General features: G+C 43.8%; 15 protein-coding genes. 6 read left to right on the top strand and 9 right to left on the bottom strand.

The window, feature by feature from the left end:
- The first annotated feature begins 2 nt into the window (after positions 1-2).
- From VTAP4600_RS00320 to serA, 3 genes are all read left to right on the top strand, one after another.
- Positions 3-629 carry a 5-formyltetrahydrofolate cyclo-ligase gene (locus VTAP4600_RS00320; protein WP_102520971.1) on the top strand — a complete coding sequence of 209 codons (627 nt, stop codon included), beginning with the start codon at positions 3-5 and terminating at the stop codon, positions 627-629.
- 57 nt (positions 630-686) lie between these two features.
- Positions 687-1,343 (top strand): ribose-5-phosphate isomerase RpiA, encoded by a 657-nt coding sequence (gene rpiA, locus VTAP4600_RS00315; protein WP_102520970.1) that lies wholly within the window; start codon positions 687-689, stop codon positions 1,341-1,343.
- 239 nt (positions 1,344-1,582) lie between these two features.
- The gene (gene serA / locus VTAP4600_RS00310) at positions 1,583-2,812 is read left to right on the top strand and encodes a phosphoglycerate dehydrogenase (RefSeq protein ID WP_102520969.1); all 1,230 of its coding nucleotides are present in this window, start codon (positions 1,583-1,585) and stop codon (positions 2,810-2,812) included.
- A gap of 64 nt (positions 2,813-2,876) precedes the next feature.
- Here the strand turns inward: serA and VTAP4600_RS00305 are convergent, their stop codons facing one another.
- The 3 genes from VTAP4600_RS00305 to VTAP4600_RS00295 all read right to left on the bottom strand — a co-directional run bounded on the left by VTAP4600_RS00305 (position 2,877) and on the right by VTAP4600_RS00295 (position 6,679).
- The gene (locus tag VTAP4600_RS00305; RefSeq protein WP_102520968.1) at positions 2,877-4,748 is read right to left on the bottom strand and encodes a methyl-accepting chemotaxis protein; all 1,872 of its coding nucleotides are present in this window, start codon (positions 4,746-4,748) and stop codon (positions 2,877-2,879) included.
- A gap of 257 nt (positions 4,749-5,005) precedes the next feature.
- Positions 5,006-5,698 carry an oxidative stress defense protein gene (locus VTAP4600_RS00300; RefSeq protein ID WP_102520967.1) on the bottom strand — a complete coding sequence of 231 codons (693 nt, stop codon included), beginning with the start codon at positions 5,696-5,698 and terminating at the stop codon, positions 5,006-5,008.
- A gap of 84 nt (positions 5,699-5,782) precedes the next feature.
- Entirely contained in the window at positions 5,783-6,679 is an 897-nt protein-coding gene (locus VTAP4600_RS00295) for a LysR family transcriptional regulator ArgP (RefSeq protein WP_102520966.1), read from the bottom strand.
- Positions 6,680-6,844: 165 nt separating this feature from the next.
- On the opposite strand from VTAP4600_RS00295, the gene VTAP4600_RS00290 reads away from it, so the two are divergent.
- Positions 6,845-7,474 carry a LysE/ArgO family amino acid transporter gene (locus VTAP4600_RS00290; RefSeq protein ID WP_102520965.1) on the top strand — a complete coding sequence of 210 codons (630 nt, stop codon included), beginning with the start codon at positions 6,845-6,847 and terminating at the stop codon, positions 7,472-7,474.
- Positions 7,475-7,612: 138 nt separating this feature from the next.
- Here VTAP4600_RS00290 and mscS read toward each other — a convergent pair whose 3' ends face one another.
- The 6 genes from mscS to tkt form a co-directional block, all read right to left on the bottom strand.
- Positions 7,613-8,479, bottom strand: coding sequence for a small-conductance mechanosensitive channel MscS (gene mscS, locus VTAP4600_RS00285; protein ID WP_102520964.1), 867 nt, complete (start codon positions 8,477-8,479; stop codon positions 7,613-7,615).
- 193 nt (positions 8,480-8,672) lie between these two features.
- A complete protein-coding gene (locus VTAP4600_RS00280) occupies positions 8,673-9,995 on the bottom strand; it encodes an IS4 family transposase (protein ID WP_102520963.1) in 1,323 nt (440 codons plus the stop codon).
- Between the two features lie 157 nt (positions 9,996-10,152).
- Positions 10,153-11,229: a class II fructose-bisphosphate aldolase gene (gene fbaA, locus VTAP4600_RS00275; protein ID WP_102520962.1), complete on the bottom strand. Its 1,077-nt coding sequence runs from the start codon at positions 11,227-11,229 to the stop codon at positions 10,153-10,155.
- 134 nt (positions 11,230-11,363) lie between these two features.
- Positions 11,364-12,527, bottom strand: coding sequence for a phosphoglycerate kinase (locus VTAP4600_RS00270; RefSeq protein WP_102520961.1), 1,164 nt, complete (start codon positions 12,525-12,527; stop codon positions 11,364-11,366).
- A 150-nt stretch (positions 12,528-12,677) separates the two neighbouring features.
- Positions 12,678-13,703, bottom strand: coding sequence for an erythrose-4-phosphate dehydrogenase (gene epd / locus VTAP4600_RS00265; RefSeq protein ID WP_102520960.1), 1,026 nt, complete (start codon positions 13,701-13,703; stop codon positions 12,678-12,680).
- Positions 13,704-13,900: 197 nt separating this feature from the next.
- Positions 13,901-15,910 carry a transketolase gene (gene tkt / locus VTAP4600_RS00260; protein WP_102520959.1) on the bottom strand — a complete coding sequence of 670 codons (2,010 nt, stop codon included), beginning with the start codon at positions 15,908-15,910 and terminating at the stop codon, positions 13,901-13,903.
- Between the two features lie 354 nt (positions 15,911-16,264).
- On the opposite strand from tkt, the gene metK reads away from it, so the two are divergent.
- Positions 16,265-17,419 carry a methionine adenosyltransferase gene (metK, locus tag VTAP4600_RS00255; RefSeq protein ID WP_102520958.1) on the top strand — a complete coding sequence of 385 codons (1,155 nt, stop codon included), beginning with the start codon at positions 16,265-16,267 and terminating at the stop codon, positions 17,417-17,419.
- 258 nt (positions 17,420-17,677) lie between these two features.
- On the top strand, positions 17,678-18,475 hold the full coding sequence (locus VTAP4600_RS00250) for a DUF2189 domain-containing protein (RefSeq protein ID WP_102520957.1): 798 nt from the start codon (positions 17,678-17,680) through the stop codon (positions 18,473-18,475).
- Positions 18,476-18,522: the final 47 nt, after the last annotated feature.

The following is an 18,522-nucleotide window of genomic DNA, read 5'->3' as shown; positions in this document are numbered from 1 at the left end:
TCATGCAACAAACGCCACACAACCAACTAGATCACCTTTCTTATCGAAAGCAACTGCGTCAATCTATTAGAACGAAACGTCAAGCTCTCACTGCCCCCCAACAACAGCACGCTTCGCAACAACTACTCAAACAGATTCGTCAGCTTCCCGAATTAAAAAACGCTAACACCGTCGCTATCTATTTAGCAGCCGATGGTGAAATCGATCCTATGCCGAGCATTCAATGGCTCTGGCGACAAGGCTACCAAGTCTGTTTGCCGGTTATCCACCCGTTTTCAAAAGGGCAACTGGTGTTCCTTCGATACCAACCTGATACTAAAATGGTGCTCAATCGCTATAAAATACAAGAACCTAAGCTCACTGCTCTCGATATTGTTCCTGTTAACGACATCGACATCATTTTTACTCCGCTTGTCGCATTTGATGCCACTGGCCAGCGAATGGGAATGGGCGGTGGATATTATGACCGAACCCTTGCCCCTTGGCTTGCTCACAATCAAAATGCCATCGCTATAGGCCTTGCCCATGATTGCCAACAAGTGACTAAGCTAACTTACGAAACCTGGGACGTACCGCTTCCCATTATTTTGACACCAAGCCAAACTTGGCAATGGGAATCCAAACAGTAACAGGCTATAATCGCGCCGTTTTTAGCAAACGATACCATTTATATTCAGGAGATAGGCATGACTCAAGATGAAATGAAAAAAGCCGCTGGTTGGGCAGCGCTTAAATACGTAGAAGAAGGCAGCATTGTTGGCGTAGGTACTGGTTCTACGGTAAATCACTTCATTGATGCCCTTGGTTCAATCAAAGACGAGATTAAAGGCGCGGTATCAAGCTCTGTTGCTTCTACCGAAAGACTAAAAGAGCTTGAAATCAAAGTGTTCGATTGTAACGACGTTGCTAATCTGGATATTTATGTAGATGGTGCCGACGAAATTAACGCGACTCGCGATATGATCAAAGGCGGCGGTGCTGCATTAACTCGTGAAAAAATTGTTGCGGCTATCGCAGACAAGTTCATTTGTATTGTAGATGGCACGAAAGCAGTCGACGTACTTGGTGAATTCCCACTTCCTGTTGAAGTGATCCCAATGGCTCGCTCTTACGTTGGCCGTGAACTCGTAAAATTAGGCGGTGACCCTGCTTATCGTGAAGGCGTATTAACGGATAATGGCAACATCATTTTAGACGTATATGGTCTTAAAATTACCGACGCTAAGGCTCTAGAAGACAAAATCAACGCCATTGCTGGTGTGGTTACCGTTGGGCTATTTGCTCATCGTGGCGCAGATGTTGTTATTACTGGTACACCTGAAGGCGCTCATATCGCTGAATAATTATAAAATAACCGATGATTTCTGTTATTAGATTACAAACGGTACCTTAAGGTGCCGTTTTTTTTACTTCTAACTTAAGTTTTTTCACTTTCAACATAAATAGTATGCCTTATTCCGTAATTTTCTTACCCAACATAATAAAATTTTGATACTTTATTGAACAGAATACACACAAGGAATTTTTATCGTCAAAGTGTGTGAGCAATTTATACCCTCTCAAAAGTTAAGGACGCTAATACATGGCCAAAGTATCACTGGAAAAAGACAAAATTAAAATTCTTCTTTTAGAGGGCTTACACCCATCTTCTGTTGAAGTATTTCAAGCAGCTGGTTACACCAATATTGAGTATCACAAAGGTGCATTAGACCAAGACGAATTGTTAGAAGCGGTAAAAGATGCGCATTTTATTGGCATTCGCTCACGCACAAATTTAACTCAAGAAGTCTTTGATGCCGCAGAAAAACTGGTGAGTGTCGGTTGTTTCTGTATTGGTACCAATCAAGTAAATTTAAGCGCTGCGGCCAAACGTGGTATTCCAGTCTTTAACGCCCCATTCTCAAACACTCGTAGTGTTGCTGAATTAGTGTTAGGTCAGATATTACTTCTATTGCGTGGCATTCCAGAAAAAAACGCATTAGCACACCGTGGCATTTGGAAAAAAAGTGCCGATAACTCTTATGAAGCTCGCGGCAAACGATTAGGCATCATTGGTTACGGACACATTGGTACTCAACTCGGTATTATTGCTGAAAACTTGGGTATGCGTGTCTACTTCTATGATATTGAAAATAAGCTCTCTCTCGGTAATGCGACTCAAGTACACACCATGAGTGACCTACTTAATAAGTGTGATGTCATCACCTTACATGTTCCAGAGACGGCAGGAACCAAAGACATGATGGGTGAAGCTGAATTTGCCCGTATGAAGCCAGGTTCAATCTTCATTAACGCGGCTCGCGGGACTGTAGTAGATATCCCTGCGTTATGCTCTGCATTAGAATCACGCCATCTTGCTGGCGCGGCTGTGGATGTATTTCCAGTAGAGCCAGGCACGAACAAAGAAGCGTTTGAATCTCCGCTCATGAAATTCGACAACGTTATCCTGACTCCGCACGTGGGTGGTTCAACACAAGAAGCTCAAGAGAACATCGGTGTGGAAGTTGCAGGGAAACTGGCAAAATACTCAGACAACGGTTCTACACTATCAAGTGTTAACTTCCCTGAAGTATCATTACCAACGCACCAAGGTACGTCACGTTTGCTGCATATTCACCAAAACCGTCCGGGTATTCTTACTCAAATCAATACCATCTTTGCAGAAGCTGGCATTAACATCGCAGGTCAGTATCTTCAAACTAGCTCTGAGATGGGCTATGTCGTTATCGACGTGGAAGCCGATCGTTCTGAAGAAGCGCTGGTCCAATTGAAGAAAATTGACGGAACGATTCGCGCTCGAATTCTTCATTAATCGCTTATATTTAAAAACAAAAAAAGGGCAGCGAAAGCTGCCCTTTTTACATTTTAATCAAAAATTAAAGGATGAAAGTAGCGACTTGCTGGTTCAGATCAGTAGCACGCGCCTTAAGGCCATTTGCTTGGCCTAAGCCATTTTCTGCAGCATCGGTAATTTCATCAGTCACGCTTTTAATTTCAGTCGTATTCTTGGTGATCTCATCCGTCACTTGCGTTTGCTCTTCCGCAGCGGTTGCAATCTGTCCGGCCATGTCTGAGATCAGCGTGATAGCTTGAGTGATCTCTTCAAGTGAACGCACTGCGGCATCCGCATCTTCAACACTATTGCTTGCAAGCCCTTGGCTGCTTTCCATCAAGGCTACCGCACTTGCTGTTGTTTGTTGAAGAGTTTCTATCGTCGACTGAATTTCTAATGTGGACTGCTGAGTTCGATGAGATAAAACGCGAACTTCATCAGCAACTACTGCAAAACCTCGGCCTTGTTCACCTGCACGCGCCGCCTCGATAGCTGCGTTCAACGCCAATAAATTGGTTTGCTCAGCGATGCCCTGAATCGTCGACAAAATGCCAGAGATAGATTGAGCATGATGACTTAAGTCAGCAATAACTTGAGTCGCTTGTCCAACTTCTTCAGCTAAGCTATTAATTGAGCTACGGGTTTTATCAACCAATAATTTACCATCTGAGCTGCTTTGCGCCGATTGCTGAGAAGCCGTTGCCGTATTTTCAGCATTATTTGCAATTTCTAGCGTCGCACACGCCATCTCTGTTACTGCGGTTGCCACCATGGTGACTTCTTGCTGTTGTCTTTGCAGCTCGGCTACCGAGTTTTGGTTGGTGACTAAGCTTCGTTCCGCATCCGCATCCAACTCGTGAGCGAGAGTACGAATGTGGCTGATCAAACGATGCTGACTGCCAACAAAACGGTTAAAGTTTTCAGCCAGCAAGCCCACTTCGTCTTTATTAACAACGTCGATACGCTGAGTTAAATCACCATTACCATCCGCAATGCGCGCTAATGCTTGTGAAACGTTTGATAACGGCCCAAGTAATACACTGATAAGCCATGAAATAGCAATGATGCTCACGGCTAGCACAACCAACGCAATGGTCAATTGTCCTATTAGCAACGAAGACAAAGGAGACTCTAGCGTTTGTTTATCCAGTAGCAGCACCAATTGCCAGTCAGTACCTGGAACATTTGCCGCCCAAGCCAATTTCTCTCGTCGCTCAGACTCTATCATCATAGGTAACAGATCTTGCTTACCACTCATCGCCGCAATATTGGCCGAGGTGAGATCATTGTCAATCTCATGGACTGATTTCATTGCTTTATTTGTATCTTTATAAGCAATAACAGTCCCATCTTTATGGACCAACAAAGCGACACCATTCGCTGGGAGGGTCATGTCTGTAATGTCTTTTACTAACGAATCAATAGACAAGTCACCGCCTACAACACCTTGCGGGATCGATTCAGCCAGTGTCACGACCATGATATTGTATGCCACATCATAATAAGGCTTAGTTACGATTTGTTGGCTGCTGTTCATGGCTTCTTTATACCAAGGACGCTGACGAGGATCGTAACCTGTACGATCGATACTTGGATCAGAGTCGTGCATTCGCCCGGTATTTTCACCAAAATAGGTAAGTTGGAAACTACCAGAGATTTGAGCTTGTTGCAAAGAGTCGAGAGGAGCAGAAGATGTTTTATGCGCTAAGCCTTTAATCACGTCTTGTCGTGCGGATAACCAAGTACTAATACTTTCCACTTTTTGAATCCCAAGGCGATGCACTTGTTCTGTGCTTTCCTCTAATAAAAGTGTCTTTTGAATGGAATAACTGCGCCAAGAAAGTAACGCGATAACCAATGACAAGGCAATGGTGACGGATAACAATATTTTGTGTTTTAAAGATAAATTTTTCATTCGTTTTCTTATTGTGAAAGTAAACCAATCAAGGTCAAAAACCCTCAATCCTTGATAAACCCCGTATTTATTTTATAAATCAATCTGTCTTAACTGGAAATTTATAAGCGTATGTGTATTTTTAATTATTACGCTCATTGAAAATGTGAACCAAAGCAGATAATAACACCAATTATTAACAATCAGATAAAATAAATGCGAGCCATATGACTCGCATTCAAAAGAAAACGCATAATATTTAATCAAGAAGCAGTCGATTACTTCAGCTTATAGGTTACATCCACTCGATCACGAATAACAATCTGAGAATCTTGGTAGCTATTTGATTCACCTCGAGCATCCATCGCCATTGACTTCATTAGAACCGGTCGGCTACTGCTGTTGTTATAGCTGATCTTCCAAATACCATCCAAAGTCTGTTCAAAACCTTTCGCTAGAGAATTTGCCTTGGTATTGGCATCCTTGATGGCAGCCATTCTAGCTTGTTCTTGGTACTTAGATTCATCTTTCACTTTGAGCGCGATATCGTTAATTCGGTTAATGCCATCACCCAATGCCCCTTCCAAGTAAGCATTCAGATTCTCTAGATCCTCAATAGTCAGAGTAACGCTACGCGAAGCTTGATATCCAACCAACTCTGCCTGCCCCGTTTTTGGGTAGTGATATTGAGGAGATAAATACAGATTAGTACTGCTGATACTGTCGCGACTAATGCCTTCTTTTAACAAGCGATCGACAAACAAACCAATCGCTTTATCTACCGCTTGCTTAGCCTGTTCGGCATTTAACATGGTCTCTTCAACCTGAACCGAAATGATGGCCATGTCTGGTGTTGCGACAACTTCCCCATAACCGGTTGTAGAAAGGTGTGGGAAGTCAGGTTGAGCCATCGCCATGTGCGGTAGGCTAAGCGCAGACACAAGCAACGCCGCTATAGAAAATTTTTTCATTGTGAGACTCCAAACGAATTCCACTTCATCATAGCGCTTGTTTGCTCAAATTTGACCCACACCTCTCCACAATTGACAGAACTTTTACTGAGGAAGGTGCCCTCTTGCGTACGAAATAATACACTCAGACACTTCTTTTAATACGCCACTTTCAAGCTGCCAGTGATGCCAATACATACGATGCGACAATAAAAAGCCAGGCGCTACCTCAAGTAATTTGCCTTGCTGTAGTTCCGTTACTATTTGCTGCCTTGGGATCAAACAATATGCCACTCCATCCAGAGCCAACTTAACAAATGCTTCGGAACTTCTCACGGTATGCTTCAATACACTGCCATGAGGCAAGTTAAAGTGCTGATGGACAAAACGCTCGTGCATATCATCATGCTGATCAAAAGCCACCGCTGGCGCTCGTTTAAGAGCTTCACGGGTAACACCTTGTGGAAAATACTGAGCATGAAATTCAGGACTCGCCACACACAAATAGTCTACTCGGCCTAAGTAATCTGCATCACAACCTTGAATCGCTTGAGATTCCAAACTGATCGCCCCGACCACTTCACCATTACGTATTTTATCCAGTGTTCGACCTTCATCATCAACAATAAGGTTGAGTTCAATACGTTTCTGCTTCAGTAAGTCCGTCATACTTGGCAATAGCCATGTTGCTAGGCTATCAGCATTGGTAGCAAGACTAATCGATAACGGTCTTTCGCTGTCTTCAGTACTCAGTTCAGGTAATAGCTCTTGCTCTAGTAAACAAACTCGACGATACAAACCAAGCAGCTTTTTACCAGCCTGAGTCGCTCTCGGTGGCTGCTCCCTAACCAAAACAGGTTGTGCCAGCCACTTCTCTAGCTGCTTGATCCGCTGAGAAACGGCAGACTGTGAAATACACAACTGCTCCGCTGCCCGCTCAAAGCCTCTTTGATTGAGAACCGAATCTAACGCTTCAATCCAACGATAATCTAATCCACGCATTGCTTCCTCCTTTAGCCCTTAGCCCTTAGCCCTTAGCCCTTAGCCCTTAGCCCTAATTATAAGCCTAACTTATGATGCATTAATATTATTAGTTTCATTTATTCTGTGACCCTAGGTATGCTTGCCGCACTTTGATTTATCTTCAGTTTTCGTAAGGATTTTACCGTGAGCATTTGGGTTTTATTACAGGGTTTTGGATTAGGCGCAACAATGATCATTCCGATCGGCGCTCAGAATGCTTATGTGTTGAATCAAGGCATTAAGCGCAATCATCACCTAACAACCGCCACAATTTGTAGCTGCCTAGATGCGTTTTTTATCTCACTGGGTGTATTCGGTGGTGGTGCATTGTTGTCAAAAAATGAAATGCTACTGACCTCAGTCACCTTAGGCGGAATCGCATTCCTTTCTATTTACGGCATGATTTCATTACGAAGTGCACTCAGGTCACCAGATAAGGTGGAATCTAAGACGCAAATGACAGCCCGAGGTAAGCGCGCTGTGATTCTCGGCGCCTTAGCGGTAACGGTTTTAAACCCTCATTTATATTTAGATACGGTCGTGATCTTAGGATCTATTGGCGGCCAATTTGATGGTAATGATCGCATAGCGTTTGCTATTGGCACCATCATGGCTTCGTTCGTTTGGTTTTATAGTCTATCTATTGGCGCAGCAAAATTGGGGCCTACACTCTCTAAGCCAAAAGTGAAAAAAGGCATCGACTTTGCGGTTGCTACCATGATGTTTACCATCGCCTTCTTCCTAACAAAAGGGCTATGGGTTCAATACATGTAATCTAAACGCATTTCAGGACGAGGCATAGAACCAAAAAAAAGGGAGAGATCGTATTATGATCTCTCCCTTTTTCTTTAGCCTTTAGCCTTTAGCCTTTAGCCTTTAGCCTTTAGCCTTTAGCCTTTAGCCTTGCAAATACTAATCTGCTTTATTCAAATGAACATCCATTTGCGGGAACGGGATTTCAATATTTTCTGCATCCAGACCTTCTTTGATTGCTTGCAGTGAATCAAAGTACACATCCCAGTAATCAGCAGTTTTAACCCATGGGCGAACCACAAAATTAACTGAAGAATCAGCCAGTGCAACGACACCTACTGTTGGAGCTGGCGACTTCAAAATACGCTCGTCAGCTTCAAGAATCTTAGTGATCACTTCTTTTGTCTTCTTCAGATCGGCACCGTACGAAACGCCAATTACGTGATCGATACGACGAGTCGCATGACGAGAGTAGTTCGTGATTGGGCTACCAATAACCCCACCATTTGGTACCACAACCATTTTGTTATCAGGTGTGGTTAGCACGGTTTGGAAGATTTGAATTGATTCAACCGAACCAGCAACACCACCAATTTCAACGTAATCGCCCGATTTAAACGGACGGAACGCAACAATTAGTACGCCTGCAGCAAAGTTAGATAGAGAGCCTTGTAGTGCAAGGCCAATCGCTAAACCAGCCGCACCAATAACCGCAACGACAGACGCGGTTTGAACGCCAATTCGACCAAGAGCGGCAATTAAGACAATAACAAATAACGTATAACGAACTAAGGCGCTGATGAATTCCACCACCGCTTTGTCCATTTTTCGCTTCTTAAGCAGCTTAGCGACGCTGTTTGCGATGCCTTTCACTATCATATTACCGATAAACAAAATCAGTAATGCTGAAATGATATTAACCCCATATTGAACTAATAGATCACTATTGTCGGTCAACCATCTGCTGACTAGAGAGATGTTTTCACCAATATCCACTGCATCTATTACGGATGATTCTTGTGCCATGTTGAGCTTCCTTTACTTATTTTAATCCACCGCTGAAAGCGATAATTTTTTCCAAAATATCTTACTTCCACTGTTTTTAAAAGAGTTTATCGATAACCATACGGCCTATTACATCACCAGTATCAATATTAAGCCAGTAAATGAATCTGTGATGATACAAAAAAGCCCACTCATACGAGTTAATGCCACTCGCTTAAGAGCGAGTGGCATGTTTATTGGGGTATCGGGCTGGCTTTTTTAAAACCGCTCTGGGGTATGGTTTCCTTTTCCGTTTCTTGGGGAGAATAAGCAGCTTCCAATTGTCCCTGAGAGCTTTTAAGTTTTTTGGTATCGCTCCTGGACTTCGAGTGTCGCTCGCCCAAATCATCTCATCCATAATCAAAAATAAGGCATTAATGAAGCTGATCCGTAGAGGCTCAACTTCATGTTGTTTAGCCATCTCAGCCATTTCCAGCCTCACGATGTTATAGCTGGTTAATATTCCCCATAGCTCCTGATATATCCCGACTTTTTTCTTACTTCGTAATGTTGGTTTGTTTTGTAACTGATACTGCTTTAGTTCGCCGTAACTGCGTTCGATTTCCCAACGCTCCCAATACACTTTAACTAAGTCATCAAACAGATAGCGCTCAGGGCATAAGCACGAAGTAATGAAGCCTTTGATTTCACCTTTAGGGGTTGGAATTAGAATAAGGCGTGCTTGCCATCTCTTGCCAAGATAGGGAGTCTGCTTTTGAGCTTGTGGTGAAACAGGCATCTCAATGAGATGATCATAATCAGTATAACTCTCGATTATGTCATAGCGCATTTTGGTTTTGATTGGTGTTAACCAGTGGCTGTTACTGCTAGCACCCTGCCAGCTGGTAAATAACTCCGCAGAAGTGAACCCTCTATCAAAAAGTGTTAATGAGTCATCTGGTGCTGACCCCACAAGTTGTTGGGCATATGATATTTCACTGTTTGTTACTGGTCCAAAAGCAGCATCGGACACAAGGTGGCTACGTGTAGACATTAATGTTACTGCCAACACGCTTGGAAATGATGCACCTTTTTGAGCAAACCCAAAATGCTGATTTTCTTCGGTATTGTGAGTTTTGAAATACGTTCCATCGACACTAAGAAGCTTTAAGCCACAAACTTCGTCAAAGTCTGATTGTTGCTCCCACTGTTGGGCTGTAGTTTTAAATAAGTAACGCATAGGTTTATCGCCGAGGCGTTCTTTCCCCTTGATAATACTGCTTGTTGCCATAGGTGTGAGTTCACCATCTACATCAGGGAATGCTAACTCCAACTTGTCGCAGACATCTTGAATGGAGCGATTACGTTGGAGCCCAATCCCTAATACTAACCAAACAGCTTGCTCTGCGGGGAGGCGTCGCTTTCTGAGCGATACTCGTCCAGTTTGTTGAACAGCTTCTTCAACCCATTCCCAAGGAATGTGTTTATTAAACACATCGATTGGACGTTCGTGGCAAAACTCTGCGGTAACCTGTAACTCTTTTGAAAACTCAGACATAAAAAATCGGCCGTAACTTACGTTACGACCGATTATGAGGCCTCTGGAGGATCGTTCAAGTAGCTAAACGATCGGCATTAACTCATACGAGTGGGCTTTTAATAATCTGAATCTAAAGCTAACGAATACGCTTCGTTAACTCATCGCGAAAGACGAATTATAGTACGTCGATTGCGTTAAGGTCAGAGAATGCTTTTTCAAGACGTGTAACCATAGAAGCTTGACCAGCACGTAACCATACGCGTGGATCGTAGTACTTCTTGTTTGGCGCAGCTTCGCCAGTTGGGTTACCGATTTGACCTTGTAGGAAATCACGGTTTTCAGCTTCGTAAGTACGAACGCCATCCCATGAAGCCCACTGAGTATCAGTATCGATGTTCATTTTGATAACACCGTAGCCGATAGACTCTTGGATTTCTGCTTCAGAAGAACCAGAACCACCGTGGAATACGAAGTTAAGTGCGTTTGCAGCAATACCAAACTTCTCAGCACAATGTGCTTGAGAATCACGAAGAATCGTAGGAGTAAGTACAACGTTACCCGCTTGGTAAACACCGTGTACGTTACCGAAAGATGCAGCGATAGTGAAACGAGGGCTGATAGCGCTTAGTTTCTCGTATGCGTATGCAACGTCTTCAGGAGATGTGTAAAGCTCAGATGCGTCCATATCAGAGTTATCTACGCCGTCTTCTTCACCACCAGTACAACCTAGTTCGATTTCTAGAGTCATGCCCATCTTAGCCATACGCTCAAGGTATTGGCCACAGATTTCGATGTTTTCTTCTAGAGACTCTTCAGAAAGGTCAATCATGTGAGAAGAGAAAAGAGGCTTGCCAGTTTCAGCGAAGAACTCTTCACCTGCGTCTAGAAGACCGTCGATCCAAGGAAGCAATTTCTTAGCTGCGTGGTCCGTGTGAAGAATCACAGGAACGCCGTAAGAAGCAGCAACAGCGTGTACGTATTTAGCACCAGCAACAGCACCAAGGATTTGTGCACCTTGACCGTCAAGTTTCATGCCTTTACCAGCAAAGAAACCAGCGCCGCCGTTAGAGAACTGAACAACAACTGGAGCTTTAACTTTAGAAGCCGCTTCTAAAACACCGTTGATAGTGTCAGTGTTAACAACGTTTACAGCAGGAAGTGCAAATTTGTTTTCTTTTGCTACTTCAAATACTTTCTGCACGTCATCGCCAGAAATCACACCAGGTTTTACAAAATCGAAGATCTTAGACATGGAAATAATCCTATTTTCTGTCGTATTAAAATAAAATTTGCAATCGTTTGCTCACAACGGGCCGCATTGTATCAATAAATAATGCGTCGCAGCAAACGAGAAAGCGGGAAAATTATTTCCCGCTTATAAAATCATTATGCTTTCGCACGCTCTTCTAGCATCGCAACCGCTGGAAGTACTTTACCTTCAACGAATTCAAGGAAAGCGCCGCCACCTGTAGAGATGTAAGAAACGTCTGCTTTGATACCAAACTTGTCGATCGCTGCAAGCGTATCACCGCCACCAGCAACAGAGAATCCTTCAGAATCTGCGATAGCTTTAGAAATACCCGCGGTACCGGCTTCAAAGTTTTTGAATTCAAATACACCTACAGGGCCGTTCCAAAGAATCGTTTTTGCATTGCCGATGATTTCAGCAAGCGCCGCTGTTGAATCTGGACCAAGATCGAAGATCATATCGTCGTCTTGAACTTCAGAAACGTGCTTGATTTCAGCTTCTGCGTTTTCATCAAATGCTTTTGCACATGCAACGTCAGTCGCTACTGGAATTGCACACTCTTTCATTAGCTTTTTAGCGGTCTCTACTAGGTCAGCTTCGTATAAAGACTTACCTACGTTGTGACCTTCAGCAGCGATGAACGTGTTTGCGATACCACCACCAACAACAAGTTGGTCAGCAATTTTAGAAAGAGACTCAAGAACCGTCAGCTTAGTAGAAACTTTAGAACCACCAACAATCGCAACTAGAGGGCGAGCTGGGTTGTCCATTGCTTTGCCTAGTGCTTCAAGCTCTGCAGCAAGAAGAGGGCCAGCACACGCTACAGGAGCGTTTGTACCAACACCGTGAGTTGACGCTTGAGCACGGTGAGCGGTACCAAATGCGTCCATCACGAAGATGTCACAAAGAGCAGCGTATTGCTTAGAAAGTGCTTCTTCGTTCTTCTTCTCGCCTTTATTAAAGCGAACGTTTTCAAGAACAACTAGCTCACCAGCGTTCAGCTCTAGGCCGTCTAGGTAATCTTTTGCTAGTTTAACATCACAATCTAGTGCGTCATTTAGGTAATTAACAACAGGAGCTAGAGAGAACTCTTCGTTGTATTCGCCTTCAGTAGGACGACCAAGGTGAGAAGTAACCATTACTTTTGCGCCAGCTTCTAGGCACATTTTGATAGTTGGTAGTGATGCAAGAATACGTGCATCTGAAGTTACTTTACCGTCTTTCACTGGTACGTTTAGGTCAGCACGGATGAAAATGCGTTTACCTGCTAGTTCCAGGTCAGTCATCTTGATTACAGACATTGTTTGTCCTCTCAACGTTAAATTACAAAGTTTTGAAAGCCCAGCATCATGCTAAGCCGATTAATTCTTTAACTACTGTTTTAACTTGGGGCGGTAGTGATTTATTTCAATGCGAAAAATAAATCTTTTCCAAGTTCCTTCTCATCGCTCTTATTTAAGCGAATGCATTACCAACGCAGTATCCAACATACGATTGGCAAAGCCCCACTCATTGTCACACCATACTAACATTTTAATCAGATGCCCGTTGCTTACACGGGTTTGAGTGCCGTCTACTATCGCACTATGTTGATCATGATTAAAATCGATGGAAACAAGCGGTGCTTCAGTATAATCAACAATGTTATGTAATGTACACCTAGAAGCGTCAGTTATGGTTTGATTTACGTCATTAACTTTCACTTTTGTTGCAACAGTTACACTTAAATCCATTGCTGTAACGTTCACTGTCGGTACGCGCACTGAAATCGCTTCGAATTTGTTGGAAAATTTCGGAAAGATTCGTTCAATCCCCACATGTAACTTGGTATCAACAGGGATGATAGATTGACTTGCAGCACGGGTACGGCGTAGATCAGGATGATAGGCGTCGATAACCTGTTGATCATTCATAGAAGAGTGGATCGTGGTGATGGTGCCAGACTCAATCGTAAAGGCATCATCGAGCACCTTTATGATAGGGACGATGCAGTTAGTCGTACAAGATCCATTAGAAATGACGTTATGTTCAGGCTTAAGCGTTTCATGGTTAACACCATAAATGATGGTGTTATCCAAATCGGTCGCGCCGGGATGGGAGAAAATAACTTTTTTAGCCCCTGCAGCAATATGACGTTGTCCGTCTTCTTGGCAGCCATATACGCCAGTACAGTCTAGAACGATATCAACATCTAGATCTTGCCACGGCAGTAAATCGATATCTTCTAAATGTAAAATACGAACTGAATCTCTTTCGCCATTGTCGTGTTCTACAAATAAGTGTTCTTGATCGTGAGAGATTTTTTTATAGAAGCGTCCGTGAGAAGTATCGTACTGCAACAAATGCGCCATGGCTTCTGGCTGGGCAAGCTCATTGACCGCCACAATTTTTATTTGATGATTTTTGCCACTTTCGTATACGGCACGCAATACATTTCGGCCAATACGACCAAAACCATTAATGGCTATTTTTAGCATATGCCCTGTCTTCCTTATCTTCATAGAACGGCCAGATATTAACTGATTGCTTATTGAACCGCACTGAAAGAGTGATTTAGCTCGCAATAGAGTTGGGGATTTATGATACGCCCGTCAAGTTATAAAAAAACCGAGCCACTTGGACTCGGTTTAATTTTATCTGATATTCATTTCCAATAAGGAAAAAAATATAGCGATTAAGCTAGAAGCTCTTGCGCTGTTTCAACGACGTTCTCAACTGTAAAGCCGAACATTTTGAATAGTTCACCTGCTGGTGCAGATTCGCCAAATGTTGTCATACCGATGATACGACCGTCTAGGCCAACGTACTTGTACCAGTAATCAGCAATACCTGCTTCTACAGCGATACGAGCGGTTACGTCTGACGGTAGAACCGCTTCGCGGTAAGCTGCGTCTTGCTTATCGAATGCATCGGTAGATGGCATTGAAACAACACGTACTTGCTTACCTTGCGCCGTAAGTTCTGCGTGTGCAGCAACAGCAAGTTCAACCTCTGAGCCAGTAGCAATCAAGATAAGCTCTGGTTTCTCAGCGCTGTCTTTTAGGATGTAAGCACCCTTAGCAATGCTTGCTACTTGCTCTGCGTCACGCGCTTGCTGTGCAAGGTTCTGACGAGAGAAGATAAGTGCCGTAGGGCCATCTTTACGCTCAATGGCCAGTTTCCATGCAACTGCAGATTCAACTTGGTCACATGGACGCCATGTGCTCATGTTTGGAGTAACACGTAGAGAAGCGATTTGCTCAACAGGTTGGTGAGTTGGACCATCTTCACCTAGGCCGATTGAATCGTGCGTGTACACTTGGATATTCTGAGTTTTCATCAGAGCAGCCATGCGCATTGCGTTACGAGCGTACTCCATGAACATTAGGAATGTTGCGCCGTATGGTACGAAACCACCGTGCAAAGCAATACCGTTCATGATAGCCGTCATACCGAATTCACGAACACCGTAATGGATGTAGTTACCAGAGAAGTCATCAGCAGTTAGCGACTTAGAACCAGACCACATGGTTAGGTTAGAAGGCGCAAGGTCAGCAGAGCCGCCCATGAATTCTGGTAGCATCGCACCAAATGCTTCTAGTGCATTTTGAGACGCTTTACGTGAAGCAATGTTCGCTGGGTTAGCTTGAAGGTCAGCGATGATTTGAGTTGTTTTCTCTTCCCACTGCGCAGGAAGGTCACCGTTTAGACGACGCTTAAGCTCAGCCGCTTCTGCAGGGAATGCTGCCGCGTATGCTTCAAACTTCTCGTTCCAAGCCGCTTCTTTAGCAGTACCCGCTTCTTTCGCATCCCATTGGCCGTAGACATCAGCAGGGATTTCGAAAGGACCGTGTTCCCAACCTAATGCCGCTTTAGTTGCTGCGATTTCGTCAGCACCTAGTGGAGCACCGTGACAGTCGTGCGTACCCGCTTTATTTGGAGAACCAAAGCCGATAACTGTTTTAGTACAGATAAGCGTAGGACGCGGATCAGCTTTAGCCGCAATGATTGCAGCATTGATTGCTTCAGGATCATGGCCGTCTACTGCTGGAATAACATGCCAACCGTAAGCTTCGAAACGCTTAGGCGTGTCATCAGAGAACCAACCTTCTACTTCACCGTCGATAGAGATGCCGTTGTCATCCCAGAAAGCGACAAGCTTACCGAGACCTAAAGTACCCGCAAGAGAACATGCTTCATGAGAGATACCTTCCATCAAACAACCATCACCCATAAATACATATGTGTTGTGGTCAACGATTTCGTGGCCTTCACGGTTAAACTGAGCCGCTAGTGCTTTTTCAGCCATTGCCATGCCAACACCATTGGTGATGCCTTGGCCTAGTGGACCTGTTGTCGTTTCAACGCCCGGCGCATAACCATACTCTGGGTGACCCGGAGTTTTTGAGTGCAATTGACGGAAATTTTTCAAATCATCAATTGAAAGATCGTAACCAGAAAGGTGCAGTAAAGAATAGATCAACATTGAACCGTGACCGTTAGACAAGATAAAACGGTCGCGATCGGCCCACTCTGGATTTTGTGGGTTATGATTTAGATGAGAACGCCAAAGAACTTCAGCGATATCAGCCATGCCCATTGGAGCACCTGGGTGACCTGAATTAGCTTGTTGAACACCATCCATGCTCAACGCACGGATAGCATTAGCGAGTTCTTTATTAGAAGTAAGGTTACGAGAAGACATTTACGCTCCTGAGTGCATAAGCGAATAAAAAAATAAGGATTAGGGCGCCGAATAACCAAATTCGGCGGCGCGTATTGTCTCAAAGCCCCCCTAGCACTGCAAACGATTTACTGGGGAAATTGGTGATTTTTGCTACTATTTTCTAACATGTTGTCGAACTAATTGAATTTAATAGGTCAAAAACGCAATCGATTGGCTTGTGTGTGAACAAAATTTCACTTGTAATTCGGTCGGTTCAAATTAGAATAGACGTCTAGATGTAGATACACCTACAGTTTATACCGTCTAATTTGCGAATAGGTCTGCTTTTTTGGTGCATGCCTGTTCTTTTTAAAAAGAAATATTGGAGCGCTCATGGCTAAGCACCTATTTACTTCTGAATCTGTATCAGAAGGCCACCCAGATAAAATCGCCGATCAAATTTCAGATGCTGTACTTGATGCCATCATCGAACAGGATCCAAAAGCACGTGTTGCTTGTGAAACTTACGTAAAAACCGGCATGGTCATGGTTGGCGGTGAAGTGACCACTTCAGCGTGGGTTGATATCGAAGAAATCACCCGTGAAACCGTTCGTGAAATTGGTTACGTACACTCAGACATGGGCTTCGATGCCGATTCTTGTGCTGTACTGAACACCATTGGTAAGCAGTCTCCAGACATCAACCAAGGCGTTGATAAAGCAGACCCTAAAGAACAGGGCGCTGGTGACCAAGGTATTATGTTTGGTTACGCAACCAACGAAACACCAATTTTGATGCCAGCTCCAATTACTTACTCTCATCTACTTGTTCAAAAACAAGCGGAAGTTCGTAAGAGCGGCAAACTGGACTTCCTACGTCCAGACGCTAAATCCCAAGTAACATTCCAATACGACCAAGGTAAGATTGTTGGTATTGATGCTGTTGTACTTTCTACTCAACACTCAGAGTCAGTTTCAACATCTGATCTTCGTGAAGCGGTAATGGAAGAAATCATCAAACCGGTACTTCCTGCAGAGTGGCTAAATAAAGACACAAATTTCTTTATCAACCCAACCGGTCGTTTTGTTATCGGTGGCCCTATGGGTGACTGTGGTCTAACGGGTCGTAAGATCATCGTTGATACCTACGGTGGTGCAGCTCGTCACGGTGGCGGTGCATTCTCAGGTAAAGATCCTTCAAAAGTTGACCGTTCTGCAGCCTACGCTGCACGTTATGTAGCAAAAAACATTGTTGCTGCTGGCATGGCTGACCGTTGTGAGATTCAATTGTCTTACGCAATCGGTGTTGCTGATCCAACGTCTATCATGGTTGAAACGTTCGGTACTGAAAAAGTATCTCACGACATCATCATTGAAGCGGTTCGTCAAAACTTCGATTTACGCCCATACGGTCTGCAAGAAATGCTGAACCTACTTCAGCCTATCTACAAAAAGACGGCTGCTTACGGTCACTTTGGTCGTGAAGAGTTCCCTTGGGAAGCGACTGACAAAGCAAGCATCCTACGTGAGTTTGCTGGAATTAAATAATTCTCTATAGTATTCACTAGTAAATACAAGCCCTTGCATTATGCAGGGGCTTTTTTTATGTGAGAATTGCTGGTGGTAACATTTGTATTTTAATGAAACAGCGTCAATAGTTAACAATGTATTAACAACAATCCCAATTGCAGTATGTGAGTGTTGTTGGATAATTTGATGCACAGCGTCGTGGTATTTCGTCATTGTTCATCTTAATTGGTCGCTGGAATTGCACCAGCGAAAACGAGAATCGATCAAGGAGGATATATGCCTCGTACGATTAACCCGTCAGACGCATCCGGCAAGCAAAACGAAGTACCGGATCATTTGTACGCCCGAACCGTCCCTTGTAACAAGCTGAGTATTTCAGCTCCTTTTCATTGGCTAGCATTAGGCCTAAACGATTTTGTTCGCATGCCACTCATCAGTGCTTTTTATGGGCTCTGCTTTATGGCCGCCGCAGTTGGCATCGTGCTACTTGTGCAATGGCAAGGCACACACCTTGTTGTGATGCCTAGCCTTGTTGTCTATATGTTGATTGGCCCTTTTTTAGCCCTCGGACTTTATGATGCCAGCTGGGCTAGAGAAAAAGGCCAGCCCGTTAGCTTATTCCACTCAATGAAAGCCATTCAACGCAACTCCTCTTCACAATGGGCATTTGCAGTATTACTCGCCGTAGCCATGATCTTTTGGATGAGAATTGCCGCCTTACTCCATGCACTTTATCCTTCAGTGCAAGGCGCTCCATTATCGGACTTTTTACCATTTTTACTGGTAGGTTCTATTGTTGGGGGTATCATCGCCTGTGTCATATTTAGTATTTCTGCATTTTCTATTCCACTGATGATGGAACGTCGCGTGGATATGATGACAGCGGTCTTCACCAGCTTTAATGCCGTCAAAAATAATATCCCCACCATGATTGTATGGGGCTTTATTATCTGCGGCGGTATCTTAATTGGTTTCGCGACTTACGGCATAGGTATGCTGTTCACCATGCCTATCCTAGGTTACGGCACATGGCATGCTTACCATGAAACCATCAAGAAAAAGCATCATCCATAAGCCAAGTTTAGTGCTACTATTCGCCTCGATTATTAATAATCGAGGCG

The organism is Vibrio tapetis subsp. tapetis, assembly GCF_900233005.1.
In the GTDB taxonomy this organism is placed as follows: domain Bacteria; phylum Pseudomonadota; class Gammaproteobacteria; order Enterobacterales; family Vibrionaceae; genus Vibrio; species Vibrio tapetis.
Note: the sequence above shows the minus strand (reverse complement) of the source record. Positions and strands in the feature narration are given on the sequence as shown.